The sequence below is a fragment of the Opitutaceae bacterium TAV5 genome (assembly GCA_000242935.3).
Classification (GTDB): domain Bacteria; phylum Verrucomicrobiota; class Verrucomicrobiia; order Opitutales; family Opitutaceae; genus Geminisphaera.
Window position 1 is genome coordinate 3,979,288 of sequence record CP007053.1, and the last position, 26,387, is coordinate 4,005,674.

Here is a 26,387-nt window from a genome sequence, read left to right on the forward strand (position 1 = left end):
GGGAATCCGGTTTCCGGAATTTCTGATCTGAAACTGACGGAACCGAAGGCGGAGGCCTAGGTGTGGACGATTTCGGTGCCGATGCCGCGGTCGGTGAAAATTTCGAGAAGGAGAGAGTGGGGGAGGCGGCCGTCGATGAAGTGGACGCGGTGGACGCCTTCGTTGAGGGCGCGGACGGCGCTCATGACTTTCGGTCGCATGCCCTTGTCGATGACGCCGGTGCGCTTGAGCTCGTCGACGTCGCCGATGCGCAGAGTGGAGATGAGAGAATCGGGATTGGACGGGTCGGCAAGGAGGCCGGGGACGTCGCTCATGAAAACGAGGCGGCGGGCGCGCATGGCGGCGGCGACACGGCTGGCGACGAGGTCGGCATTGACGTTGTAGGGTTTGCCGTCGAGGCCTTCGGCGACGGGCGAGATGACGGGGATGTTGCCGTCGGCGATTTCTTTTTTGATGAGCTTCACCTTTACCTCGGTGACTTCGCCGACGTAACCGAGATCGACGGGGTTGCCATCGTCGTCGATGGTGAGTTTTTCGCAGACGAGGACCGTGTCGCCGGGGAGGCCCTTGGGGCGGGCGCGGGCGAGAGCGATGGCATCGCAGACATCCTTGTTGACGACATCGTTGAGGGTGCGCTTGACGATGCCGACGGTGGCTTCGTCGGTGATGCGCATGCCGTTGCGGGCGAATTGCGCCTGGATGCCGGACTCCTTCATGGCGCGTGTGATGGCCTTGCCGCCGCCGTGGACGACGACGACATTGATGCCGCAGGCGGCGAGAAAGGCGATGTCGTAGGCCACGCGGTTGCGCACGGCGGGATCGGGATCGTCCATGAAGCTGCCGCCGTATTTGACTACGAAGGTGGAGCCGCGGAAGCCCTGGATATAGGGGAGGGCCTCGAGGAGGACCTTCGCCTTGGAAGTGATTTCGGCAACGTTCATCAGGTCGGGTTTCTGGATAGGAAAAAAGGCTTGGCGCGCGAGCGGGAGGGGAGGGGGATGCGCGTCGGTCACGAGGACACGCCGGTGGCTGCAAAGCGGTGCTTTGTGGCGGATTGATATGCGGCGGAAGTGGAAACGCTCACGTTCTGGAAAACAGGGTCCATGCGTAAAGCGGGTGCGGCCGGTTTTTCCACACTAATCTCACCGGGGACAGCGAGATTCCGGAGAGGGCGGGGCCGACAGGGGCGCGCAGGCGCGTCCGACACGGACGTGGCGACAACCTCTCCTCGACGCTCAACGAAACACGGGCTGGAAGCCCGTGCCACGGCGATCCGGCGGCTTCGCCGTCGGCGGGCGGGACGCCCGCGCCACACAGGCTGGCCCGGAAATTGCTCTCCGGCTGGTGTCTATCCGTTCCCATGAAAATCACCCGCTTCCCGCTTCGTTCCGTATTTCTGCTTGTTGGTCTCGTCGTTCTGCCTGCGCTGGCGCAGGCCCATCCCGGTCATGACGGCGGGCATGAACTGACCTGGGACTTCGGCGGCGGGTTCGCACATCCGTTCACCGGCTGGGATCATTTGCTGGCGATGACGGCCGTGGGGCTCTGGACCGCGATTCTCGGGGGTCGCGCGCGCTGGCTGGTGCCGTCGGCGTTTGTCGGTCTGATGGTGACGGGGGCGGTGGTGGCGATTTCCGGGTTTGTCATTCCGGGCGTCGAGCAGGGCATCGCGGCCTCGTTGCTCGCGCTCGGATTGCTGATCGCATTCGCCGTGCGGCTGCCGGTTGCGGCCGGGATGGCGGTGACGGGGTTGTTTGCGATTTTCCACGGCATGGCGCACGGCGCGGAGATGCCGGCGTCGGCGAGCGCATTTTCGTATGCGTCGGGGTTTGTAGTGGCTACCGTGATACTCCATGCGGCCGGTCTGGCGCTTGGCATGGCTCTGCAAAAACGGACGGTGATCGCCCGCGTGGCCGGGGGTCTCGTGGCGGCGGGCGGGTTGCTGGCGTTTGCGCTGTGAAGAGGCGACAGGCGGGCCGGACCGGCGACGCCGTGCCGATGCAGGGGCGCCGCTTGCGGCGCCCGCTGGAGTTTGGCGGACCGGAGAGTCAGTTATGGGAGTAGAACAGGGCGGAGGCGAGGTCGGTGGAGGGTTTATGCGACTTGGTGTTCGAGGAGGAGCGGGAGCAGAAGTGGGATAAACTCTCGCGGCGGAGGTGGCGGGCCCAGAGTTCGACGCGCAGTTGGTTGATGAGCAAGCCGGTGGTGGCGCGGCGCGGGGGCTCGCGGCGGCGCCATTTGGCCAAGGGCACCGACGGGGGCAGTTTGTCCGCGCCATAGGTGTGATGCGCGGCAAGCAGCAAAAGGGCATACGCGGCCACCGCGCAGGCAGGCTGGCGGCGCACCGCCTCCGGCTCCCTGACCTGTGCCTCGCTTACGCCCAGCAGACACTTTTCATCCCGGAAGTTCACCTCGATGTCCCAGCGCCAGAGGTATTCCTGCAGGATGTCTTCGAGCGGCACGTCCGGGTTGGTGCAAATCAGGCAGGCAGGCTGGCGGTAGAGCAGCTTGCCTGCTTTTTTCAACCGGTAGCCCAGGGGGGCGATCACCATCACCCGGACCAAGGTATCGACTCCGGTGATACGGGCCAGCACCGGCCCCAGTGTTTTGATCTTGAAATCGTGGCGCTTTTCCGCCGCGAAGGCCGGCACCCGGCTCCACCCGACGGTCTGGTCGGTGCGCAACTGTTCCGGCGTGGGCAGGGTGTCGCCATACTTGCGGGGGCGTCCCTTTTTGCCGGGCCGCGCCTGGCAGGGCGCGTAGAGCACGGTGTCTTTGCGCACCCGGCCGATCAGGACGGTGTTCTCCGGCAGCTGGCGCAACACCGTGCGGTTGGTGAAGCGTCCGTCGCTTACCCAGTGGATAGGGCGCGCGGTCGCGGTGCGCAGGTGCGCCATCCGCCCGGCGGCGACTTCGTTGATGTTGGCCTGTTTGCGGGCCTCGACGTAGGCCTTCTGCGTTCGGGTATCGGCGTGGCGCGAAGGTTTTTTGGGCAGCGGGGCCTCCTGCCAGTCCACCGGCACCAGCCGGGCCGAACCGTCGGCGGCGGGGAGGGCCGCGCAGAACTGCAGCACACGCTGGCCCCAGACAAAGTTGAGGTTGAACGGCGGGCCGAGCGGATCCTTGCGCCAGCCGCAGCCGGGGATGCAGCGGCCGGTTTTGCGGGTGATGGAGTCATCCAGCGCGACCACCCAGGGCCGGGCGGCATCGGTGGCCGCCAGCGCCTCGTGTTGCACGTGCGCGAAGACCGGATCGACCGGCAGGCGTTGCAGCAGGCGATACTGCGCCGACCAGTCCCGGTGTTGCGCCCCGGCCGTGCTCAGGGCTCCGGTCACCGTGTGGCGACCCAGATTAAGCAGACCGGCCAGCCACTGGGTGCGCGCCCGGGTAAAATCCCCGGGCGAGCCGAAGGCGGGGGCCAGCCCGTCGAGCAGGGAATCGAAGGCTTCGCTCAACGACGCTTTTTTTTTACCGGGACCGGATCGGGCGGAACCTCGCGCCGGGAAACGATCAGGTGGCCCTTGTCGTGGATCGTCCACTCGACCGTCTCGCCCTTGGCGAAGTCCATCGCCTGCGCGATGGGGCGGGGAAGTTGATGTAATACTGCGCGGTTTCCTTGCGCTGGATGCATTGAACTTTGGTTGGATAGCCCATGAAGGAAACTAGTATTATAACTAGATATTTAATCAAGCCTTTCCTGCTGCAAAACTAGTCAGCGCCAAACTCCAGGGGGCGCCGCTTGCGGCGCCCGCGCCAGCCGGACGAAGCCTCCCATCCCGTTCGCGGGCTTCGCAAGCGAAGCCCCTACAGCGCAAGCGGTCCCGTTTCCGGAAACAAAACGTGTGAAATATGCGGGCTACGGGACGGCGTGCCGGAGCGGTTCGTACAGGAACAGAGCGCAGAGTGTCAGGCTGTGGGTGATACCGCCGGTGCGGGCGAGCGTGTAGACGTCGTCGGCCGGGAGCAGCGCCATCTGGAGTTCCTCGTCGGCATCCCAGGCCTGCGCGTGCAGCGGCTCGACGCCGTCGGCGAGCACGAAGTGGCAATGGTTGTTCATGATCGCCGGATTCGGGCGGATGCTGCCGAGCAGCCGCGCCTTGCCGCCGCCATAGCCGGTTTCTTCCTGCAACTCGCGCAGGCCGGCGACGACGGGATCCTCGCCGCGCTCGATGATGCCTCCGGGGATCTCCCACGAGAATCCGTCCGAACCGTAGCGGAACTGGTTGACGAGGACGATGCGGTTGTCGGTCGTGCGGGCGACGATGTTGACCCAGTCGGGTGCGTCGATGACAACGAAATCACGCTCCACGGCGCGACGCGGGTGGCGAAAGCGCACACTCTGCAAATCGAAGACGCGGGTGCTCGCCAGCGTGCGCTGGTCGAGGCGTTCCCAGCGGGGCGGAAGCGGTGTGGTGGCGAGTTCTTCGGGCGGTTGCATCGGCACACAAAAAAGCCTCCCCTCGACGAAGAGGGGAGGCGAAAATGGTTTCGACGCGAATCTTGTGGCTAAAAGGGCGGGAGATCAGCGCTGGGGAAGCTTCAGTTTCTGGCCGACGTGGAGGCGGTTCCAGTTGACCTCGGGGTTGACGGCCATGAGGTCGGCGAGTTTCACGCCGTTGGCGGTGGCGATTTTGGTGCCGGTATCACCGCTCTTGACGATGTACTCGTCGGCGCCGGCGACGGCGGGTGTGCGGGCGGCGGAGCCGGTCTGCTGGTTACCGGCGGTGGGCGCGGCTGCGGCGGGGGCGGGGCGGCGGGAGACGGCTTCCTGAAGTTTCACGATCTCGCCACGGATGTCCTGGATGGCGGCGCCGGCATTCTGGAAGGCGGTGGCCGTGTCGCGCTGGACTCCGTCGACACGCTTGTCCACCTGGCTGGCAAGGGCGGTAGCATTCTGCGCCTGGTCCTCCGCGGCGGAGGCGCGGGAGGCGATATCACCATGGCTGACAAGCTGCTTGTTGATGGTGGATACTTTGGCAAGAGCAACGCCACCAAGCACAAGGCCGATGACGCCAAGGATGACGCCGGCCACCGGAAGGTAGCTGGAGCCGTTACTGTCGCGAGAAATAGTGTCCATGAAGGTGTAAGAGTTGGGAGTGAATCGGTAGGCGCAGGAGGCGGGTAATTCAAGCAGAGAAGTAACTTTATGGATTTGGAGCCCTCGCAAAGAAGAACCGGGGCCGTCCGGCGAGGTCGCGGACGGACTCGATGGCGGTGTAACCGCGCTCGTCGGCGAGGGCGAGCAAGGCGTCATGATGGGCGATGCCGGTTTCGAGCGCGAGGAGTCCGCCGGGGGCGAGACGGGGGCGGGCCTGGTCGATGATGACGCGCAGGTCGGCGAGGCCGGCTTCGGGCGCCACGAGCGCGGCGCGCGGATCGTGATCGCGGACTTCCGGCTCGGCGGCGGCGACCTCGTCGTCGGTAAGGTAGGGCGGATTGGAAACGATGAGGTCGAACGCGGTGGCGGGTGACGGGGGCGGGAGCGCAGCGAACCAGTCGGAGCGGAGAAACGTCACCTGGCCGGCAAGGGAAAGCGCGGCGGCGTTTTCGCGGGCGAGGGCGAGGGCGTCGTCGCTGGTATCGGTCGCGATGATCGAGGCGTCAGGATAGCGGCGGGCCAGAGCGAGGGCGATGGCGCCGGTGCCGGTGCCGAGATCGAGGATGCGGAGGGGGGAGGCGGATGCGGACGGCGCGGAGGGCGGGGCGTCGGAGGGAGCGACGGCATCGGCAGCCGGGATGTCGGAAGAAGCCGCGGGAGGAGGGGGAGGCGTCGGTGGCGAGAGGCGTTCGATGACGAGTTCGACGAGGTACTCGGTTTCCGGTCGCGGGATGAGGGCGCGGGGATCGGTTTTGAGCGTGAGACCGGAAAATTCGACGGCGCCGAGGATATGCTGGAGCGGCTCGCGCCGGGCGCGGCGGCGGACGAGGGCGCGGATGGTTTCGAGCTCCGGTTCTTTCAGCGGACGCTCGAATTGCAGGTAGAGCTGCATGCGTTTCAGGCCGAGCGCGTGGCCGACCAGGCACTCGGCGTCATGCCGGGGCGAGGGCACGCCCTTGTCGGTGAAAAACGCGGTGGTTTTCTGGAGGATGTCGAGGAGGGTCAGCATGGGCGCGGGAGACTGTTCAGTCGTCGTCCGCGGTGGCGGAGCGGCGGCGGTCGTACGGTTGGCCGGTGAGGGCGGCGAGTTTTTCCTCGAACTCGGCCTTGCGCAGGGCTTCGACCACGTCGTCGAGTGCGCCTTCCATGACCTGGGGCAGGCTGTAGAGGGTGAGGCCGATGCGGTGGTCGGTGAGGCGGCTTTGCGGGAAATTGTAGGTGCGGATGCGTTCGCTGCGGTCGCCGGTGCCGATCTGGCCGCGGCGCTGGGCGGCGTATTTGGCCGCTTCCTCGTCCTGCTTTTTCTGGAGCAGGCGGGCGCGGAGCACGGCCATGGCGCTGGCCTTGTTTTTTTGCTGGGAGCGTCCGTCGGCGCAATAGACGATCATGCCGGTAGGTTTGTGGAGGATACGCACGGCGGAGTCGGTGGTGTTGACACCCTGGCCGCCGGGACCGCTGGCGCGTTGCACGGTGATCTCGAGTTCCTGCGGGTCGATGCGCAGGTCGACTTCCTCCGCTTCGGGCAACACGGCGACGGTGACGGTGGAGGTGTGGATGCGGCCGTTGGCTTCGGTGAGCGGCACGCGCTGTACCCGGTGGACGCCGCTCTCGAACTTGAGCTGCTTGTAGACGTCCTGGCCGCGGATGAGGAAACTCGCTTCGCGGAAGCCGCCGCGTTCGCTGGGGCTGGTGCCGGTGGGCTCCACGGTCCAGCCGCGCTCTTCGGCGTAACGCTGGTACATGCGGGCGAGTTCGGCGGCGAAAAGCGCGGCTTCCTCGCCGCCGGTGCCGGCGCGGATTTCGAAGACGGTGTTGCGGGAATCGGTCGGCTCGGGAGGGATCATCGCGGCGAGGACCTCGCGGAAAAGGGTCTCCTTGCGCGCCTCCAGCTCGGGCAGTTCGGCCTCGGCCAGCTCGCGGAGGTCGGCGTCGGCGGCGGGGTCCTTGAGGAGAGCCCGGGCTTCGGTGATTTCGGCGTCGGTTTTTTGCCAGGCGCGGTGGTCGGCCAGGAGCTGCGACAGACGCTGGTGCTCGCGGGTGACCTCGGCGGCGGCGCGGGCGTCGGTGTAAAAGGCGGGATCGCGCATCCGCGCGTCGAGTTCGTCGGCACGGCGGCGGAAAAGGGAAATGTCGGGAAGAGACGGCATGAAATGCGGATTGCGGAATGCGGAATAACGGGCCAGCAAATGCAACCGGTTATGACGCACGACGCGGCCTTTTTTCAGCCCGCGCTCCGCATTCCGCAATCCGCATTTCTCCGCCAATGGCCACGACGCTTTTCACTCAAAACATCATCGCGTGCATCTGGGATTTCGACAAGACGCTCATCCCGGAATACATGCAGGCGCCGCTCTTCCGGCGCTACGGCGTCAACGAAACCACGTTCTGGGCCGAGACCAACAGCCTCGTGGAGCACTACAAGCGGCGCGGCTACCACCTTTCGGGCGAGATCGCCTACCTCAACCACCTGCTCACCTGCGTGCTGGCCGGCGAGATGCCCGGGCTCAACAACCGCGTGCTCCGCGAGTGCGGCGGCGACATCCGTTTTTATCCCGGCATCCCGGAGTTTTTCGCCCGCTCGCGCGACTGGGTGCGGGAGCGTCCCGAGTACGGGAAACACGAGATCCAGCTCGAACACTACGTGGTGAGCACAGGGCTGGCGGAGATGATCCGCGGCAGCGCCATCGCCGGCCACATCGACGGCGTGTGGGGATGCGAGTTTATCGAAAATCCGCTCCGGCCCGGTTTCCTGCGGCAGGGCGAGTTCGACGACTTCAACGCGACCGAGGCGCTCATCGCGCAGATCGGCATGGTGATCGACAACACCACCAAAACCCGCGCGCTTTTCGAGATCAACAAGGGCACCAACAAAAACCCGGCGATCGACGTGAACGCCAACATCAGCCCCGAGGACCGGCGCATCCCGTTCCAGAACATGATCTACATCGCCGACGGGCCGAGTGATATCCCGAGCTTTTCCGTGGTCAAGAAAGGCGGCGGTCGCGGCTACGCGGTTTACAATCCGAAGCGCCCCGACGAGTTCGCGCAGAACGACCGGCTGCGCTCCGACGGCCGTATCGATCACTACGGCCCGGCCGATTACACCGAAGGCTCCAGCACCGACCAGTGGCTGCGGCTGCACGTCCAGGCGATATGCAACCGGATCGTGGCCGACCGCGAGGCGGCCGTGGCGCGGCGCGTGTCGAAACCGCCCCGCCACCTGAATCCGACGCCCGAGGACGTCGCGCGGGCAGCCGCAGCCAAGGGCGGACCGCATCAGGAGACGTTTTTGTAGGAGCAGGAGCGGCGGAATTTTTCTGCCAATCCCGCTGCTGACGACGCGAAGCGTCGCCGGTCCGGACGGTGAGGCACCGGGCGAGGCGCTGACGCGCCTCGTCGCAGCGGCAGGAATGCCGCCGCTCCGTTACGTCCGGTAGCGGAATTCCATTTCCACCGCCGGCGCCGGGTGGGCGCGATCGTAGTGGAAACGCTCCATCACTTCCTGGCAGTACGTCTCGAGGTCTTCACCGGAGAGTTCCAGCGGCAGGAGTTCCAGCACACGGCCGTTTTCGTCGCCGTCGCTGCCTGCGCTGCCGGAGCCGGAGGCATCCGCATTGCGGGCCACGATTTCGATATTCTGTTCGAGCCAGGTGCGCAGTTTTTCCAGCCAGGCCGGCTGCGGGGCGGCCGCCGCGGCGAGCTGGAAAAAGCACCGCACGCACGAGCCCGGATGACGCCGGGCGCGGGCCGCTTCGCGGATGTCGAGAATCAGGTCGGCTTGCGAAGGCAGCGCCCGGGCGACAGGACCGAGCACTTCGTCGATCTCGCTGTCGGTGATGGTAAAGGTGGTCGCGCTTTTCGGTGCCTCGTGTTTCATGACTGCAAAACATAAAGACTGAGACCTGTTCTCAGTCGCAGGTCAAAAGAAAAACAGGGCCCGGATTTTTCCGGAAACCCTGTTTTTCGCAGAATGTGGCGTTTTCCCGACGGTTTCCCGCCAAGGAAAGAACCGGCTTACTTGCCGGTATAATCGCCGCACCAGTCTTCGGCCTTGGTCACGGGGAACTTGGCGTCGTACTGCACACCCGGTTCGACCTTGAAGATGATCGATTGGGGGGCATGACGACGGCATTCGCCCTTGGCGCCGGCAGATTTCCAGTGAGCGCACGAGGCGCAGGATTTGGTAACGGTTGTAGTGCTCATGGTGTGAATTCTCCTTACAGTCTCAACAGGTAGGGAATGCCTTCTGCCTGTCAACATAAGTTGTTAATTTTTAATTGTTTGTGATTGCGTCGCAGTCTCAATAAGACAATGAGATACCGCTCCGGTCTGCCGGCGCGGTGCGTTTTGCTGTCGGGAGAGGCCAGGGATGGGCGTGAACGAATTCTGAACGGGCCTGTAAGAGATCATTATATATTGGATGCCATCGGGTTATGATTTGATATGGAGTCTCATGTTCATAAGCCTCGGCTTTCGAAAAGCCTGTTGGTCCAGTCGGCCGGTTTGTTGGTCCCTATGTTCAAGCCAGTGCGAATGCGGCGGGTTTTTCTCCCTCAACCTGTAAAAACCAATGAAGAAACCAGCACTCGTCTCCTTGCTCGCTGCAGGAGTTCTGGCCGCACCGGCCATCGCCCAGGAAGAAGCCGTTTCGGACGCCCCTCTCGCCAAATGGGGTCCGCGCATCTGGCTCGAAGAGCAGGGCATCACGCCCTGGCTCACCGTGACCGGAGAAGCCTGGAACATCCCGACCGGGGGTAATCAGCACGGCAACCTCTGGAACGTGTTTTTCGACTTCGGCTTCGAGGTCGATCTCGGCGCTTTCGGCGGCCCGGCAACGGCCAGAATCGTCGTCCAGGGTCATGCCCGCGAATCGCGCGACAGCCGCGGCGAACTCGCCGACACCGGCTCCGCCAACCCGGCCAGCGGCAACTTCGCCGGCGATGGCTGGCGCATGTTCAACGTCTTTTACCAGCAGAGTTTCAAGGACGGCATCTATGACCTGAAGATCGGCCAGATCGCGGCCGACGACGATTTTATGGGCTCCGAATATTCCGGGCTGTTCATGAATTCCTCCTTCGGGGCGATGCCGTCCATCGTCGGCCCGTCGCCGGCCTTCAAGGGTGGCGCCTACGCGGCGTATCCGGTGGCCTCGCCGGGCATCTGGTTCAACTGGACGCCCAACGAAAGCTACTCCTGGCAGACCGGCATCTACCTCGGCGGCCCCGGTGACGACGAGCACGGCAACCACGGTTTCGACTGGAAGAGCCTGTCGAGCAGCGGCATCCTCGTCTTCACCGAGGGCGCGGTGAATTTCGACATCGCGGGCAAACCCTCGACCTTCAGGCTCGGCGGCTCGCTGCACACGAAGGATTTCGAAGACTTCAAGAGTCTCAACAACGGCGGCGAGGGCACCGAGTCCACCGTCTACAACGTGTACGTGGTGCACGACCTCGCCCTCGCCATGGCCGATGCGGAGACCGTCAAGCTCGGCGCGTTCTGGCGCGCGGGCGTGACCCCGCAGCAGGATGTGGCCACGGTTTTCATCTACGCTGACGCCGGCATCAACTGGTTCGCGCCCTTCGCCAGCCGTCCGGACGACGTGGCCGGCGCCGCTCTTTCGTGGACAAAACTCGGCCGCGACTATGCCGCCGCCGAAGACGCGCAGAACAAGAACGAGTTCACGATCGAGCTCACCTACCGCGCGCAGATCACCAGCTACTGGTCCGTCCAGGGGGACATCCAGTACGTGATCAACCCGGCCTTCGCCGATGACCGTGATCGCGACGCTCTCGTGCTCGGCCTGCGCACCGAACTGTCGTTCTGATTACGCCGGGTTTCCGGTTGTGCCAGACACCGCCGCTTCCCTCATCCCTGAAAACCCGTCGCCGGCCAGTCCCTCTGGCCGGCGATTTTTTTTGGGGCCGGCGGAGCCGGGGAGGTTTGTAGTTGGAAATTGGCAGTTTGTAGTTGGGGATCGGTGACGGACCGACAGGAGCGGGGCGCGTGTCATTCGCGCCAGGTGTAGGCGTGGCAGAGCGCCACGCCGGCGGCGTCGGCTTCGTCGCTTGCCAGCGGGCGGCCGTGGCCGAGCAGCGCCATGACGGTGCGGGCCATTTGTTCCTTGCTGGCCCGGCCGGCGCCGACCACGGCCTGTTTTACGCGGAGCGGCGCGTATTCGAAAATGTCTTTTCCCATCACCGCCGCGGCTGCGATGGCCGCTCCGCGCGCCGCGCCGAGGATTTGCGCCGTCTGGAAGTTCTGCACATAGATCGTCTGCTCCAGCGCCACGTGGCGCACGGAAAAATCGGCGATGAACGATGTCACCGTCCGGTGAATTTCCGCCAGCGCGCCGGACATCGGCACCCGCGCCGGGACCCGCAGCGTCTGGCAGCGCAGGAGCACGGGCGAACGGCCGGGGGCAAATTCCACCAGGGCGAGCCCGGTGCCGCGCAGCGAGGGATCGATGCCGAGCACCTGGCCGCTGAACGGCACGCGGTGCGCGGTGAAGGCAGCCTGCGCCGCGGTGGCGGCTCCGTTGGACGGCACCGCGGACGGAGCCGGCAGCGGTTTGCCCGCCAGTTTTGCCGCCCACATCTGTCTGACCGAAAGCCGTGCCATGAGGCGGGCAGTTCAAGCACGGATGGCAGGCGGCAAGGAAGCTTGAAGTTTGCGGGAGAGCCGCGGGAAGGGGAGGGAAGGGCAGGCCGGGCGGGCGGCGCGGGGTCTACTCCGCCCGGTGATCGCCCGCGACGAAGGCCTCCATCGCCTCGCGGGTGATCGTGTGGCGCGCGGCGCAGCGGGGGCATTGCATCTGGATCGTCTCGGCATCGCCGAAAAGGCTGTCGGGGTCGCTGCGCATGACCGGGTCGAGCACCTCCATCATGCGCCGCTGGTTGCAGCCGCAATGCCAGCGGTAGATGCGTCGTTCCAGCGGAGCGACGGTTTCGGTCTGCGCGAGGTCGCGCACGCGTTCGGGCGTGAGGTCTGCAAACCACGCCGCATCGCAATCCGGGTGTTCGCCGACCAGGGCGAATTCTTCCTCGTCGAGCTGGAAAAACCGGGCGGGGCGCTGCTCGCTTTGCGCATAAAACGCCTCCGCGGCCACCAGCGGGTCCTCGCCCCGGAAGCTCACCGTGCTGCGCCGGCGCGGCTGGCGACCGCGTACGACGTCGGCGTAAAACAGGTTTTCGGGCAGCACCTTCACGTCCTCGGTGAAGGCGCGGCCCGTCACGGCGCCGGTTTCGTTGTCGCCGGTGAGAAACAGGTTCACGAGCGGCGACTGGAAGTTGATCGTCCATGCCGTCATCTCGTTCCACGGACGCGAGGCGCAGTGCAGGACGAAGCCGGCGAGGGCGCGTTTGAACATCGCGTCGATCTTTTCGGCGGGGTGCAGGTTCCACTTTCCAAGGTGCAGGTAATAATCGACATACAGCTCGGTAAACACTGCGCGGGCGACGAGCGCGTTGCGGCCGCGCACAAAATCGGTGCGCAGCTCGATGCCGGATTCGGACGGGTCGACGGGAGTGGATGCGGACATGAATGAAACGGGTGCGGAGCAAGGATTGCCCCGTACCGTCTGACGATAGCGTTTCCCGTGCCCCGGACAAGGAGCAGAGGCCTTTTCGAGGAGGAGGCATGCTGCCCCGCCTTGTTGCATTTGCGCTGCCCCTGCCACTGATTATCCGGCGGAATTTCTGGCCCGTGGAGTGGAGAAAGCGTCCTTTTGGCGTCTGCGGGGACGTGCTGCGGGATTCGGCGCGCCTGGGCGCTAACGTGCATTATCGAGCGTGATCACCCGGCCGGTGCGGGCCGATTCCTCGGCCGCCAGTACCACCTGCAGGCTGTAAAGCGCGGCTTCGAGGTGCTCACCGGGATCAAGATCCTCACGGATTGCTTTCGCAAAAAACGCCTGCTCCCGCGCGCAGAGTTCATCGTGGTCCGGCTCGTCATCGGTCGGGATGACTTCGTCCATACGCGCGAAATGGCCATCCGGGCCCAGGCTGGCATGATGAATCCGCAAAGCCCCGGTTCTGGTGTGCGCGTTGACCTCGTCCGACGACTCGTGCCGCTCCGCCGCGATGCTCACGCTGCCGCGGGGGCCGATGACATCTTTTACAAAAAAGGCGGTCCGGCTCATCATCGGTCCCCATCCGGCCTCGTACCAGCCGACAGAGCCGTCAGCGAAAACCACCTGCAACTGACCGTAGTTGCATTGGCCGTCCGGCAACCCGAACCCGTCGTCAAGGCGCGCCTGGATGGCGTGGACACGCACCGGGCGGCTCCGGGTCATGCGGCACATCACGTCGATGTAGTGAACGCCGCAATCCACCATCGGCGGCATCGACTGCATGATTTGCAGATGGGTTTTCCATTCGCCGCCCGAACTCTGCTGGTTCAGATTCATGCGCATCACCAGCGGCCGCCCCAGGTTCCTGGCCTCGGTCACGAAGCGCATCCAGGACGGATGGTGCTGGAGAATGTAGCCAAGCATGAGCTTGCGTCCATGTTTGCGGGCAAGAGCGATCACCCGTTCGGCATCGGCCAGAGTGGCCGCCAGCGGTTTTTCCAGAAAAACGTGGCAGCCTCGCTCCAGCGCCAGCGTCGCATAGGCCGCATGCGTATCCGGCCAGGTACTGATGCAAACCGCGTCCGGCTGTGTCCGGCGCAGCGCGTCTTCATAGTCGCCAAACGTCGGATACATATCTCCGAATTCGGAGGAAAGCCGTCCCCGGCTTTCCTCTCCCCGGCTGACCAGGCCCGCGATCGAGAACGCGGAAGACGCATGATAGGCGCGGGCATGCGACGTACCCATGTGGCCGCAACCGGCCACCAGAACACGAAGAGGATGTGTATTCATAATAAAGCTACAAAAGGGAGAAGCATGCGGGCTGCGTTTTCTGCTTTCTCCTTACGGAGGAAGGCGTCCGGCGTCGTTCACCGTGAAGGCACCGGTATCCACTGGTCCAGATGCGCCAGGGCCTGGTTGCCGACCTCGATCAGTGCGGCGATTTCCAGTGTCTCTTCCTTTGGGACCAGACTTTCTCCCGTATCGAAAAACGTCAGCATGCCATCGATGAAGCGGGGGAAAAAATCATCCATCTGCGAAATCACGGCAGACTTGTCCTGACCGTAGCGCAACGACATCTGGAAGGGATGCCCGTCCATCAGGTTGACGACGCCACGGCGTCCGTCGGCATAGTCGATCAGCATGAGATCGGACCGGAGATTGCCGCAATGCATCACGCGACGCGCGCCCACGCCCAGCGCCATGACGAGCATTTCGAGCTGATGGATCGCGTAGACCGGAAAAATGCCGCCGCCCCGTGTCGCTGCGAAATGGACCGTCGCATCCCCGACCTCTTGCGCCAGCGTCTGCTCCAGAGCGGACCCGAAACGCAGCGCCGAGCAGGACATCACGGGTGTGCCGTGGGCTTCGGCTTTTGAGAAAAGCCGGGCGGCTGCCTCCAGGGAGGGCGCGAACGGCTTGTCGATATAGACCGGCTTGCCACTGCGGAGAGGCAAATCCGCGAGTGCCTCGTGCTGCTCGGGGTTGTCGGGCGAAAGCACGATCAGGCAATCGCACGTTTCCACGACCTGCTCCACGTTTTTCGCAGGGCGCACTCCCTGCTCCCGGCACCAGTCTGCCAACGGCTTTTTGCCAAGGGGCGAGATTGCTTCCCAGGCAAAAGCGACCTCGTACCGGTCACTGAAACGGGAATCACGGATGAACGCCGGGTAGTTGTTGGCGTGCCACTCGTCGATGTAGTAGTCGATAAAACCGATTTTTTTCTTCACGGGATTCAGGCGGTGTAAACGTTCTGTATGATTTCCAGGGCGCGCAGGCCGTCGCGGGCGGTACAGCCGAGCGGCTCTTCTCCGCGAATCGCACGGAAAAAGTGAGCCATCTCCTCGACGAAACCCAAGCTGGATTTGACGGCAATAATCTGCGGCTCTCCTCCTTCGGCCGGCAGCACGCGAATCTCCGTGTCGCGGTCGTAGTCGAAAAAGATCCGGCCCTTCGTGCCCATGATGTCAATGACCGCCGATCCCGTGCCGGCGATCCACGACGCGGTGAACGCACCGACGGCACCCTGTTCCGATTTGACGATCAGGATACCGGTATCCTCGACATCGATACCCGGCAGGGAGGTATGCGTGAACCCGCGCTGTCCGCCGATCTCGCCGCAGAGGAAGCGGAAAAGGTCCACCGAGTGGCTGGTGGTATCCATCAGCGCCCCTCCGCCGGCAATGGCGCGTTTGCCAAACCAGCGGTCTTTCAGGAAGGAGGCCGGACCGGCAAAGACATTGTTCAGGTAAACGATTTCGCCGATGGCCCCCGCCACGACCAGTTCCCGGATGCGGCGGATGGCGGGCAGAAAGCGATGCCGGAAACCGGGCATGAGCAGGGCGGACGAACGCTCCGCCGCCTCCAGCACGCGCCGACCGGATTCCAGGGTGTGCGCGAGCGGCTTCTCGCAGATGACATGGATGCCGCGGGCGAGTGCCGCGACCGCGATATGCTCGTGATCCGCCGGTGGCGTGCAGATGCAGACGACGTCGGCCAGGCCGGATTCGATCAGTTCATCTGCAGTGTCGAAGACCCGGGGATTTCTTGGCAGGCCGGAGGCCATCTTTTCGGCGGCCGGCCGATGAAGATCGGCCAAGGCGGTCACCGTCGCTCCGTTTGCGCGACAGGCGTTTGCGTGATGTGCGGCGATCCCGCCGCAACCAATAATACCGATGCGTGGTTGCATAGAAAAAGTGTCGGGGAGTTGCGTCGTCGCCTTTCAGGGGGCCCGCGCAGCCATAATGCGGTCGAGCGAGCGGAGGCAGAGACGGAGCGCCCGGACGACATGAAAATCCACCTTCCAGTTGGTGCCTCCGCGGTAGTTTTCGCCGGTCAGGCGGTGTCCGTCCATATCGACGACGGAAAACCAGCAGCCGGTGCCGTCGCGGGCCATGTTGTCGAAGCTCCAGCGGGTGATCCGCTCGAAATGGCGCAGATAGTTCTCTTCACCGGTCACCTCGTAGAGGCGCATCAGCGTGATCATGGCCTCGTTCTGGCTCCACCAGAGGATGCGGGTATCCCGGGTGGGGCCATCGGGCGGGCCGATGTAGTTCACGCCGACGCCGTCGCGAAGTCCGTATTCAAAAAATCCTGACATGAGATTTTCCCACCAAGGTCGAAGGCTGGCGGGCTCTCCTCCGAAGGTCTGCACGGCGTCGAGCACATACCAGAGCATCTCCATGTTGTGCCCGTAGCAGGTGATGGTGTTGAATTGCCCGTTCTCCCAAGGCCGGGCGTCTTCGATCGGCCGGAAATCCCGGGTCAGTGCATAATAGCCGTTGCCGTTGGGCGCGTGAAAGCGCGTGCACATGATGTCGATGAGCTGCTGCGCGCGGCGGCGGTAGATATCCCGCGGGCTGGACCGGTAAAGGCGGGCCAGGGCCAGAATCATGTGCAGGTGCGTGGCGCTCTGTTTGCGGAGATTCAGCCGATGGGCGGGCGGCAGGTCGCGGCGGTCGAAATAACCTCCGTGAAGCGGATCCGCGGAGCGAGCCTCGATCAGCTCGAAGGTTTTCCGGGCATACTCCCGGGCCTCCGGATCGCCGATCATGCGAAAAAGCTCGGCGAGGATATAGATCGCGTAGATCTCGCCGACGCCGACTTTCGACGGGTCCGCGACGCTGCCGTCGCGATTCAGCTCCCAGTGCCATCCGCCGTCCTTTTTGTCGTGGAATTTTACGACCAGAAAACGGAACTGGCGCTCATACTCCGCCTGAAGCTCCCGCCTGCGCGCCGGCTCGCGACAGCGATGGAGGGCGAGCGCGTAGTTGTAGAGCATGCGCAGGTGGACGATCAGGTTTTTCTCCGTCCGTCCGGTCGGTCGCAACTCCTCGTCGAGAAACACGAGGAAGCCGCCATGGCGCTCGTCGCGGAGCCGGGGAGACGTCCAGAAGGCCAGCGTGCGGTCGAGCTGGTTTCCCAGTTCGACCTTCCAGTCCGCCAGCGTCCTGCTCCCGACGCCGGCGACGCCATCGTCCGTTGCGAAACACAAGGAGACGCCTGAGGCAAACCGGACTGGAGAGAAGGATGGCACGACGGGGAGCGTTTACTTGTGAAGCCTGATTCCGGAAAAGGTGACTTTGCCTTTCACCTGTTTGTCGGTGGACGAGACCTGCAGACGCAGCCCGGCAATGCGATCGAGATCGGCGATGCCATTGGCCGTGGGGAAACACCATTTGTTGCGGACGACCTGGCCGAGCAGGATTTCCTGGCGGCCTTTTTTCGGCGTCACCGGCAGATCCCAGACGTCACCGTCCTGGTCGACCAGTGACACGCCAACGACGGCGCCGTGAGTCTCCATCACGAGGTTCAGCACAAAAGAGATACTCCTGACGTCGGAAAAGTCGGCGAGCGTCCGGAACGGGAGCGCGTACTGCACGTAGCAACCGGTGTCTTCGATATCGAAAGTCAGGTCGGCACGGGCACCGTCCCAGGCGATGTCGCCCTTCGACTTGTAAACGGACCAGGCGGGGATGCTGGTCGCCGGCAACTCCGCCACCGGGCCTTTCCAGGCCGGCGCCACGGGGACCGGCGGAGGAGGCGCGGGCCGGGTCCAGTCGATCCGGATCTGCGGCCACATGGCATCTCCGCCAAGCAGGGCCATGATGTTGTTGCCCGCGTCGCAGACATTGCCGACGCCGGGTTTCATGGCTTCCGGCACGTTCCGGATCAGGAGCCGCTCGTAATGCTTGATTTCATACGGAGAGCCAAGACGGCGCACGACGGTGAGCCAGTACGCGCCGCCCGAGGCAGGCCCGTGGGACTCCCTGAGCATGGGGTAAAATTTCTCGTCCGGCGGCGTGATGTAGGATGCGGCGAAGACATTGGCCAGGCCGTCGGGGTAGTGTTTTTCAAGTTCGAAAACAAAGCCGTCAAAGGGATCGCCGAACCAGCCATAGTATCCATGTTTGGGTGACCAGAACTTACGAAGCCCTTCCCGCGTGTTTTTCTCGATCTCGCGTGCGCGGGCCGCCGATGCCAGATCACCGAGCGCCTCGAAGAAGCGCGCGCCTTCATCCACGCCGACGCAGACCTCGATGTTGTCCATGAGGTATTTCACACCGTGCGAGGGCTTGGCATAGGTGAGCCCGTCGCGGGGATCCAGCGTCAGCCCGATCGCGTCGAGGCATTTCCGGGCCGCCGGCAGCAATTCCCTGGCGACAGCCTCGTTTTTTGTGGCCTTCCAGTAGCGCCACAGGGTTTGCAGGTAAGTCGACGCGTAGGAGTCGGTCGAATCGAAATCGCCGGTGGAAGCGTACTGCGACAGCGTGCCTTTATAGTCGTTGACGGTGCCATCCGGATTCTGGTGCGCGGCGTACCAGCGGAGCCACTTCTCGACGAGGACAAGATCCTCTTTTACCGGGCGGACTTCCCAGGCCGCCAGCACGCCCATGACGGCAATGTTGGAAAAATAAGGAACCGCCCAGAGCTTGTCGCCCTCGTTCTGCAGACGGATCAGGCCATCGGGCACCTGCGCGTCACGGATCACCGTGAGGCACGCATCGATGGCGGCGAGTTTTTCGGGCGAGACATTCCCGGCGGCAGCGGCGGCAGATGTCGGTGACGCAGTGGCGAACAGGCAGGCAAGCAGCAAGCCGCCGGGAAACGGGCGGGAGGCAGGGATGTTTGTTGGCATAGGAGAAAGTGCGGAACCGGCGGGGGCGGGAAATCAGCGGAACACGGTTTTGGCAGTCATCATGGAAAGGGAAAATCAGCGGTAGGGAGATTTCTGGCTGGTCGGACGGAAAACAGGCATGCCGGTAGCGACATGCCCGTCCGCGAACAGCATGTTGCCCTGGTGGTTCCCGTGCGGGCCGATTCCTTCGGCGTCTCCGTTGGGGACGTCGGGATTTGTCCTCTCCGCCATAAGCCAGACCCGGGAGGGATTCTGCTCCTGGGAGGCATCCGCCAGGCCGCTGGCGACCGCATCCGGATCGAGTGGATCAGCGAGCGTCGTGCGCCGTCCGTACACGCTGGCGCCCATGTACCATATGTAGCATGCCTTGGCCCTGACGGCCCCGAAATATGAACTCTCTCCCGTCGTCTTCAGGGCAGGGCACACCCCCACATTCCGGTTATCGAGGTAGGTGCTCAGGTAAGAGTAGACGCTGTCCGGTCTGGTCCAGACGAGTTCTTCGTCGCCCAAATAATCATAGGCGGGAAAATCCCGCAGGGTATAGCCTCCCGCATCCCACAACTTCCCGGAGCCGTTGGGCAACTGCTTGTGATCCGCCTCGTACAAGGCCAGGGCGACGCCAAACTGGCGGAGATTGCCGAGGCAGACGGCCTTGGCCGCCTTGCTGCGCACCATGCCGAGCCCCGAGATGATAATGGCTGCCAGAATACCGATGATGGCGATGACGGCGAGCAGTTCGATCAGGGTGAACGCCCCTGATGCTTTTCTTCCGAAACGGGAAATTCCCGGATAAACTCCGGACAATTCTGTCCGGATAAAATGAATACGTGTGCTATGGTGTTTCTTGTCCATTGGTTGCGGGCGCTGCCGGCAGCGTGCCCTTCAGCCGGACCGGCAGCGGCGGTTCCGGCTGGCCCAGCGTCCGCCGCATCAGGAGCGACAACAGCCGGGAGGCGATTTCCTTTATATCTACATCGTAGCGAAGAACCGGCACACCGTAGTGAAGGTTTATGCCCTTGTTGGCCAGGGTGAGCACCACGATATCGTCGGGAACGGATATCTGGCGCTTCACCAGAGCAAGAGCCACGCCACGCGCGGCGATGTCGTCGGATACGATCAACGCATCCGGCCGATCGGCCCGGCCGCTCCAGGACGGAGCCGCCTGCAACACGCGCTGGTAACCCTCCCGCTCGAACGACGCTCCGCCGCGATCGACCTGCAACTGGAGAATTTCCGGCTCGGGCAAACCGAGTTCCCGCACCGCGGCGGATAACCCCTCGAGGTCGTCGAGACGGTCGTTTTCCGCCTCGGCAAAACTCCTGACATAGGCGATGCGCCTCCGCCCGAGGGAAGCGAGATGCCTCACGCTCTGCCAGGCAAAATCCCGGTAGTCGAGCAACACATCGGGCGTCTCGCTCTCCACTCCCCAGTGCACGACCGGCAGCTTGTGGTCCTCCACCGGCAGGTTGCCCCCCTGCAACACCGAATTCAGGTCGATGATGCCGGTGAAGGAATAATTGGAGAGATCCGTCATCAACTGGTTGAAAACCGGATCCACCCGCTCCCCCTCCTGCCGGCGAAAGCTCCACGCACCATCGTACATGCGGCAGATCCAGCCCAGCCGGCTGCCCTCCAGACGCAGGTGGTTCATCAGCGTGCGGGCAAACCAGGCCGGCTCGTCCGAAAGGCTGGATTCCATCACGACCGCCACATTCATCAGCTTCTGCCCCTGGGCCACGAAACAGCCCCGGCGCTGACGGCGATCCACCAGACCCGAAGCGGCCAGGCGCGAGAGCGCGCGGTTCAATGACACCGTGGATACCCGTAACTCCCGCGCCATGTCGGCAACCGAAGGCAGGCGCTGGCCCGGCTTCAGGGTACCTTCCTCGATCAGCCTGCGAAGCTGGCGCTCCAGCTGAATGTCCGTCGAGTCAGCGGTTTGTATGTCGATTTTCAGATCAAGACGCATGCGGCATGATGTCGTTGCACCGGAAAAGACGAGAGATAATCCGGTTCGTCAATTTAAATTTTCATTTATTTCTATCTAAAAAATATATGATAATATTATTTGACGAGAGAAAATTCCCCGACCACGGTTCGCCTCCGCACAGCCCTTGCTGAAATCATGAAAACGTCTCTCATCACATCCGGAGTCCTGGCAGGACTCGTTCTCGCGTCGCTGACGCTGCCGTGCCGCACCGAGGCCGCACTGATTGCTTACGAAGGTTTCGACTACACGTCCGGTGACGCCCTGTCCGGCCAGGCGGGCGGCGATGGCTGGCTCGCTGGCGGATTCGCCTGGGGCGCCGCTCCGGTTTCCGGGGGAGAGGCCAACGCCACGGTCGGCGCGGGGAATCTCGATCATGCCGGCCTTTCCGCCACGGGGAATCATGCCGTTGTCTCGGCCGCGGGCGCTTACCCCAACCGGTATATCGCCGTTGCTCCTTATGGCGGACTTCCGTTCGGCAACGCCGGCAATCCGGTGACCGAACTCTGGATCGGATTTCTCTTTCAGCCGGATACAAGCAGCTTCGCACAGTTGCGCCTGAGCACGTTCGGTGCCGAAGGCGGGGGCAGTATCATGAGTTTCGGCTCATCGCTCGGCCACGCGGAACTGGGCAACGTCGTCAGCGAGGCCGACGACGTATTCGTTTCCGGGCAGACTTACTTCATCGCCGTCCAGATCCTGTTCAATACCGACTCCGGTGCCGCCGACACCGTGCACATGTACGTCAATCCGACGCCCGGCCCGGTCGCCCCGTCGGTCAGCGCCGCCCTTCTCACCAACACCGGCGCCGACATCAGTTTCGAGCGTATCGGTCTGGTCGCCGGCACATCGGCGGCGTTCGACGAAATCCGCATCGGCACCACCTTTGCCGATATAGCCCCGGCGGTGATTCCCGAACCCGCCGCCGCCGGCCTGATGCTCTGCGCAGTCGCACTTTCGGGAGCGTGGTTCCTCCGCAGACGCGCGGGTCGCGTTTCCGCCTCCGGTCACCTGCGGTAACACCGGCACCGCGCAAAACCCTTCCCGTATCCGTTCCATGACGAGCGCAAAAATTACCGGCACGTTTGTCGATTTCTCCTTCCGTACCCACCAGGACGAGCGTCTGCTGGACTGGGACATCAACCGATGGAAGGAGGAGTTTGGCGACATGCGCGCGGCCGGTATCGACACCGTGATACCGGCGCGCGCCATGCTCTGGGGGCAGCCCTATTACCACTCCCGCATCTATCCCTGTTTCCAGGAACGCGACGTGCTCACGCCCTTCATGCAGGCCGCGGGGGAAACGGGCATGAAGGTTTTCCTCGCCGGCTATCTGAACAAACACTTTTTCACGGCAAGCGACGCCGACTTCGTCCGCATGATGAAGCGGGACAGGAACATCTATCGCACGCTCTATGCCGAGCAGTTCGAGCTCTATGCCGGCATGGCGGAGCTCGCCGGCTTCTACATCTCCAACGAACCGGACTACGACGCCAGCTCCGTGCCGCCGCGGACAGACGCTCTCGTCGAGTTCATGTCCGGCGTCTACGAGGACGCCAGGCAGATCGCCGACCTGCCGGTGATGACGTCCCCGTTTTTCTCGCTCGCCCGGCCGCCGGCCGTCGTGGCCGCCTGGTGGGATGCGCTGCTCGAAACCCGCATCTGCGATATCGTCGCGATGCAGGACGGCGTCGGCTGCGAACGCGGTATCACCGCCGCCGCTTCCCAGGGTTATTTCGCCGCGCTGGCTCCCGTTTACCGGAAACATGGCGTGGAATTCTGGCACAACCTCGAGACGTTCGTGATCGACCCGCGCTTCGGCCCGCTCGGTGAATCGTCCGACCCGTCCTTCCTCGTCCTGACGCCGGCGCCCGTCGAACGCATGGAGGAGCAATACCGGCGAAATGCGCGCTACGTGACCCGCACCATCACCTGGGAATACGGCCATTTTCTCGGGCGCATCCAGGCCGGACGCGACTGGTACGCGGCCTTCTCGCGCTGGAATACCGGAAGCGGCGAACAGTCCGCCCCGGCCGTTCCCGACGAGGAGATGGCCGAAGAAGTGCTGACCTGAAACAGAATCCGCCCGGCTCGCCGGCCGGGGAAACCGCAAGCAACCAGTATCCACACAATAGTTACACCGGCCGCCGACCGGGCGGCCAGACGCGACATGGACGCCACACTTTCACGCATTCGGGACCAAAACCGGCGGGCTCTTCTGGAGGACACTCTTCCCTTCTGGCTCCGCCACGGCATCGACCGCGAGCACGGCGGCTACCGGTTTTATCTGGACCGGGATGGCTCGGCCTACGGCGATGACAAGCCGGTGTGGCTGCACGGACGCTTCGTCTGGCTGCTCGCCACGCTTTACGCGGACATCGAAGCCCGGCCCGAATGGCTGGAACTCGCCCGGCACGGGGCCGATTTCCTGCGGCGCCACGCCTTCGACACCGACGGCCGGATGTTTTTCCTGCTCGACCGGACCGGACGCCCGCTGCGCAAACGCCGCTACTTTTTCAGCGAAGTGTTTGCCGCCATGGCGTTTTCTGCCCTCGCGCGCGTCACCGGCGCCCCGCGGGATCTCGACGACGCCGCGCGCCTTGTCGCCACCCTGGAAACCTGTCTTGTTGATCCCGATACATCATCCCCGAAATTTCCTCCCAAATGGGAACCCGGCACACGGCCTTCCCAGGGTCTCGCCGGTCCCATGGCCGTGCTGCGGGCCGCCCAGGAATTCCGCAAGGTCGACACCACCGGCCTGGCCGACCGCCTCGCCACAGGATGCGTGAACCGCATCCGCGACCACTTTGTGAAGGAGGAGTTCGAGGCCGTGCTCGAAACCGTCGGCCCGGATGGCGAATTTATCGACACACCCGAAGGACGCCTCCTCTGTCCCGGCCACGCCATCGAGGCCGGCTGGTTCATCCTCGAAGAAGCCGTCCGCCGCCGGCCGCACGATGCCGGTCTCGTCCGCCTCGGCAGCAAGATTATCGACTGGAGCTGGCGCCGCGGGTGGGACAACGAGTATGGCGGGCTCCTCTACTTTCGCGACGTCCTCGGCAAACCCTGCACCGAATACTGGCACGACATGAAATTCTGGTGGCCGCACAACGAGGCTGCCATTGCCACCCTGATGGCCTGGCGCCTCACCGGCGAGGCGCATCACCTGGAGCGGTTTCATCAGGTTTACGGGTGGGCCATGGCTCATTTCCCCGATCCCGAATACGGCGAGTGGTTCGGTTACCTGCATCGCGACGGCCGCCTCTCCTCCCCGGTCAAGGGCGGTTGCTGGAAAGGGGCGTTTCACCTGCCCCGCATGCAGCTTTATCTGGGCTGGTTTATCGACCGCCTCGTCACTCCGGACGCGGCACAGCAGGAGGCCGCCTCATGAACGACCTCCATGTTTCGTGGATAGATTCCCTTATCGTCATCGTCTATGTGGTGGCAACGCTCATGGTCGGGCTGGTCGCCGTGCGCTATTTCCGGAAGGGAAAGACCAGCGAGGATGAGTATTATCTCGGCGGACGCCGCGTGCCTGCCTGGGTCAATGGCATGTCGTCCGCCGTCACCGCGATCAACTCGGACGTGGCGCCGGCCTACTGCGGCATGGCCGCGGTAGTCGGGCTGAGCGTGAGCTGGTTTTACCTGTCGCGTTTCGGGATGACGATGATGATCGGCGCGCTCCTGTTTGCGGCCAGATGGAGGGCGCTGGGCATCACCACCGGCCCGCAGTTCGCCTCGATCCGTTTCGGCGGCCGGAGTGCGTCGATGGTGCGCATCGTCAATTCGTTTCTCAGCGTCACCATCGCGATGGTGCCCTGGATCGGCGCGGGCATTCTCGGCGCGCACATGATTTTCAGACCCCTTTTCGGTTTCCAGTCGGAGTGGCTCACCATCGCCCTGGTCGTCATCCCGGTCCTGATCTACGTGTGGGTGGCCGGATACCTCGGCGTCGTATTCACGGATGTGTTACAGACAGCCGTGATCATTCTCGCCAGCCTCTTCATGATCGGCGCCGTCCTCTGGCACTTCGGCGGCCCCTCCGGCCTGGCCGGGGCGATCAGCGCGGCCGATCCGGCCCGGGCCGGGCAGATCCTCTCCGCCACGCCTGCCGGCGACCACCGCGTGCTGACGCCCCTGCTGGTGTTTCTCTGGCTGATCGTGCCCGCCATCGGCAGCAACGGCGGCGTGGCGCTCGACGGCCAGCGGCTGTTCTCCTGCAAGAACAGCAAGGAAGCTGCCAAATCCATGATCTGGGGCTACGGTTGCCTGACCCTCGTGCTGCTGGCGCTGACGCTTCCCGCGATGGGCGTCATCGCGTTGCGGCCGGAAATTTTCGACGCGGCTCCCGGCGAACGGGAGCAGGCTTACGGCATCATGCTCGGCTCCTTCCTGCCGACCGGTGCCCTGGGTCTGACGCTGGCTGCCGTGCTGGCCAGCGTGATGTCCACCCTCAGCGGGCATCTCAACTACGCCTCGCAGACCATCATCAACGACATCTACCGTCCCCTTGGGGGAGATCCCGGCCCGCGACTCTCGCTGTGGCTGGGCCGCGCGTTCACGCTGGTCATCGTCGGCCTCTCTATCGTTGTCGTGTTCAACAGCCGCTCCCTGATCGGCATCGCCATCACGGTCGCGGGCCTGGCCGGAGCCGCCGCCTCGTTCGGCTGGGGGCAATGGTGGTGGTGGCGCGCCAACGTGTGGGGATGGGTGACAGCCACCTTCGGCGGTCCGGTCATCTACGTCATTATCGGAGTGGTCCTCGGTCGCTGGACATGGTGGCAGGAACGTTGGGCGCTGCCGAGTCCGGATACGGCGGGCATGCTTCACGCCGCCGCCGGCATCGCCGTGACCACGGTCGCCTGGATCGTCGTCTCGTTGCTGACCCCGGCGACGAAACGGGAACAGCTCGTCGAGTTTTACCGTCGCGCGCGTCCGTCCGGGCTCTGGGGCCCCGTCCGCGCGGAAGTAGCCCGGATCGAGGGACCCGGCGCCGTGCCGCCCCGATATGGCATCCTGTGCGGATTGATGATCGGACTGATCGGGGTCGCCATGATGACGTCGATGATCGTGGCCCTCAGCGAGCTGTTCATCGGCCGTTACACGGCTGCATCGGGAGCCGGATGCGCGGGAATTATTACGGGATTTGTATTCAAAAAAGCATTCAACTGGCATATCGACCGTCTTGATCCGGAGCGAATGCAGCGACACGGAAGTTTCGCCTGCACAAACGAAAAACACTCAGCCGGGCTCGACGCCCTGAAAATCCCGCCGCAGCCCGCTGCTTCCGAATCCGGCAGTCCGTGAGGGGGGGCGCCCTCCGGCAGCTTGCGGCCACCGGAATCTCTTTACGCTTTCGGCCTCCCGGCGCTGTGTCCCCGATCTGCCGGAGCAAACCGCTTGTCGAGGTCTCTCCCGTTTTCATCAGAGGGCCGGTCTGCGATTCGTTTTGCCTTTGCCGGACAACAAAAACGATGTTTTCCGCCTCTCGTCCCTGTAATTTTCTGTTTCATTTATATTTCATAAAAATTTAAATATAAATAAATTATGTAAAAAAAGATGACCTGGTTGCAGGCCGGATCCAGGCACTCCGGCCGCG

At 63.8% G+C, this 26,387-nt stretch carries 24 protein-coding genes and 1 pseudogene; 7 read left to right on the forward strand and 18 right to left on the reverse strand.

The features are described from left to right. Nucleotides 1–56: 56 nt before the first annotated feature. A complete protein-coding gene (locus OPIT5_17110) occupies nt 57–941 on the reverse strand; it encodes an acetylglutamate kinase (protein AHF91680.1) in 885 nt (294 codons plus the stop codon). Nucleotides 942–1,360: 419 nt separating this feature from the next. On the opposite strand from OPIT5_17110, the gene OPIT5_17115 reads away from it, so the two are divergent. Beyond that, a complete protein-coding gene (locus OPIT5_17115) occupies nt 1,361–1,960 on the forward strand; it encodes a Ni/Fe hydrogenase (GenBank protein ID AHF91681.1) in 600 nt (199 codons plus the stop codon). Nucleotides 1,961–2,048: 88 nt separating this feature from the next. Here the strand turns inward: OPIT5_17115 and OPIT5_17120 are convergent, their stop codons facing one another. The 6 genes and pseudogenes from OPIT5_17120 to OPIT5_17145 all read right to left on the reverse strand — a co-directional run bounded on the left by OPIT5_17120 (nt 2,049) and on the right by OPIT5_17145 (nt 7,245). After that, entirely contained in the window at nt 2,049–3,455 is a 1,407-nt protein-coding gene (locus OPIT5_17120) for a hypothetical protein (protein AHF91682.1), read from the reverse strand. Further along, nucleotides 3,452–3,654 (reverse strand): annotated as a pseudogene (locus tag OPIT5_17125) (hypothetical protein). Before OPIT5_17125 ends, OPIT5_17120 begins: the two are co-directional and overlap by 4 nt. A gap of 202 nt (nt 3,655–3,856) precedes the next feature. Then, complete coding sequence (locus tag OPIT5_17130) at nt 3,857–4,438, reverse strand: NUDIX hydrolase (GenBank protein AHF91683.1); 582 nt, start codon at nt 4,436–4,438, stop codon at nt 3,857–3,859. Nucleotides 4,439–4,522: 84 nt separating this feature from the next. Further along, on the reverse strand, nt 4,523–5,077 hold the full coding sequence (locus OPIT5_17135; protein AHF91684.1) for a peptidoglycan-binding protein: 555 nt from the start codon (nt 5,075–5,077) through the stop codon (nt 4,523–4,525). Nucleotides 5,078–5,144: 67 nt separating this feature from the next. Continuing rightward, the gene (locus OPIT5_17140; protein AHF91685.1) at nt 5,145–6,107 is read right to left on the reverse strand and encodes a protein-(glutamine-N5) methyltransferase; all 963 of its coding nucleotides are present in this window, start codon (nt 6,105–6,107) and stop codon (nt 5,145–5,147) included. A 16-nt stretch (nt 6,108–6,123) separates the two neighbouring features. Next, nucleotides 6,124–7,245, reverse strand: a complete 1,122-nt coding sequence (locus tag OPIT5_17145; GenBank protein AHF91686.1) for a peptide chain release factor 1 — start codon at nt 7,243–7,245, stop codon at nt 6,124–6,126. A gap of 116 nt (nt 7,246–7,361) precedes the next feature. Between OPIT5_17145 and OPIT5_17150 the strand changes: the two genes are divergently transcribed. Then, entirely contained in the window at nt 7,362–8,393 is a 1,032-nt protein-coding gene (locus OPIT5_17150; GenBank protein ID AHF91687.1) for a hypothetical protein, read from the forward strand. A gap of 129 nt (nt 8,394–8,522) precedes the next feature. On the opposite strand, the gene OPIT5_17155 is transcribed toward OPIT5_17150, so the two are convergent. Both OPIT5_17155 and OPIT5_17160 read right to left on the reverse strand, forming a co-directional pair. Further along, on the reverse strand, nt 8,523–8,975 hold the full coding sequence (locus OPIT5_17155) for a hypothetical protein (GenBank protein ID AHF91688.1): 453 nt from the start codon (nt 8,973–8,975) through the stop codon (nt 8,523–8,525). Nucleotides 8,976–9,112: 137 nt separating this feature from the next. Beyond that, nucleotides 9,113–9,301, reverse strand: coding sequence for a hypothetical protein (locus tag OPIT5_17160; GenBank protein ID AHF91689.1), 189 nt, complete (start codon nt 9,299–9,301; stop codon nt 9,113–9,115). 367 nt (nt 9,302–9,668) lie between these two features. Between OPIT5_17160 and OPIT5_17165 the strand changes: the two genes are divergently transcribed. Continuing rightward, entirely contained in the window at nt 9,669–10,922 is a 1,254-nt protein-coding gene (locus tag OPIT5_17165) for a porin (protein AHF91690.1), read from the forward strand. Nucleotides 10,923–11,104: 182 nt separating this feature from the next. On the opposite strand, the gene OPIT5_17170 is transcribed toward OPIT5_17165, so the two are convergent. From OPIT5_17170 to OPIT5_17210, 9 genes are all read right to left on the reverse strand, one after another. Further along, nucleotides 11,105–11,716, reverse strand: coding sequence for a crossover junction endodeoxyribonuclease (locus OPIT5_17170; GenBank protein ID AHF91691.1), 612 nt, complete (start codon nt 11,714–11,716; stop codon nt 11,105–11,107). Nucleotides 11,717–11,822: 106 nt separating this feature from the next. Continuing rightward, a complete protein-coding gene (locus OPIT5_17175; protein ID AHF91692.1) occupies nt 11,823–12,635 on the reverse strand; it encodes a disulfide bond chaperone in 813 nt (270 codons plus the stop codon). Between the two features lie 231 nt (nt 12,636–12,866). Then, complete coding sequence (locus OPIT5_17180; GenBank protein ID AHF91693.1) at nt 12,867–13,955, reverse strand: oxidoreductase; 1,089 nt, start codon at nt 13,953–13,955, stop codon at nt 12,867–12,869. Between the two features lie 77 nt (nt 13,956–14,032). After that, nucleotides 14,033–14,893, reverse strand: a complete 861-nt coding sequence (locus tag OPIT5_17185; GenBank protein ID AHF91694.1) for a hypothetical protein — start codon at nt 14,891–14,893, stop codon at nt 14,033–14,035. 5 nt (nt 14,894–14,898) lie between these two features. After that, entirely contained in the window at nt 14,899–15,729 is an 831-nt protein-coding gene (locus tag OPIT5_17190) for an oxidoreductase (protein AHF91695.1), read from the reverse strand. A 156-nt stretch (nt 15,730–15,885) separates the two neighbouring features. Then, the gene (locus OPIT5_17195; GenBank protein ID AHF91696.1) at nt 15,886–17,199 is read right to left on the reverse strand and encodes an N-acylglucosamine 2-epimerase; all 1,314 of its coding nucleotides are present in this window, start codon (nt 17,197–17,199) and stop codon (nt 15,886–15,888) included. A gap of 12 nt (nt 17,200–17,211) precedes the next feature. Continuing rightward, on the reverse strand, nt 17,212–18,801 hold the full coding sequence (locus OPIT5_17200; GenBank protein AHF91697.1) for a hypothetical protein: 1,590 nt from the start codon (nt 18,799–18,801) through the stop codon (nt 17,212–17,214). A 75-nt stretch (nt 18,802–18,876) separates the two neighbouring features. Beyond that, complete coding sequence (locus OPIT5_17205) at nt 18,877–19,653, reverse strand: N-terminal cleavage protein (protein ID AHF91698.1); 777 nt, start codon at nt 19,651–19,653, stop codon at nt 18,877–18,879. After that, nucleotides 19,634–20,770, reverse strand: a complete 1,137-nt coding sequence (locus OPIT5_17210; GenBank protein ID AHF91699.1) for a GntR family transcriptional regulator — start codon at nt 20,768–20,770, stop codon at nt 19,634–19,636. The genes OPIT5_17205 and OPIT5_17210 overlap by 20 nt, the downstream gene beginning before the upstream one ends. A gap of 156 nt (nt 20,771–20,926) precedes the next feature. Between OPIT5_17210 and OPIT5_17215 the strand changes: the two genes are divergently transcribed. The 4 genes from OPIT5_17215 (at nt 20,927) to OPIT5_17230 (ending at nt 26,095) form a co-directional block, all read left to right on the forward strand. Beyond that, the gene (locus OPIT5_17215; protein AHF91700.1) at nt 20,927–21,808 is read left to right on the forward strand and encodes an anchor protein; all 882 of its coding nucleotides are present in this window, start codon (nt 20,927–20,929) and stop codon (nt 21,806–21,808) included. Between the two features lie 37 nt (nt 21,809–21,845). Next, nucleotides 21,846–22,862 (forward strand): hypothetical protein, encoded by a 1,017-nt coding sequence (locus OPIT5_17220; GenBank protein ID AHF91701.1) that lies wholly within the window; start codon nt 21,846–21,848, stop codon nt 22,860–22,862. 96 nt (nt 22,863–22,958) lie between these two features. Further along, nucleotides 22,959–24,179: an N-acylglucosamine 2-epimerase gene (locus OPIT5_17225; GenBank protein ID AHF91702.1), complete on the forward strand. Its 1,221-nt coding sequence runs from the start codon at nt 22,959–22,961 to the stop codon at nt 24,177–24,179. Beyond that, complete coding sequence (locus OPIT5_17230) at nt 24,176–26,095, forward strand: sodium:solute symporter (GenBank protein ID AHF91703.1); 1,920 nt, start codon at nt 24,176–24,178, stop codon at nt 26,093–26,095. Before OPIT5_17225 ends, OPIT5_17230 begins: the two co-directional genes overlap by 4 nt. Nucleotides 26,096–26,387: the final 292 nt, after the last annotated feature.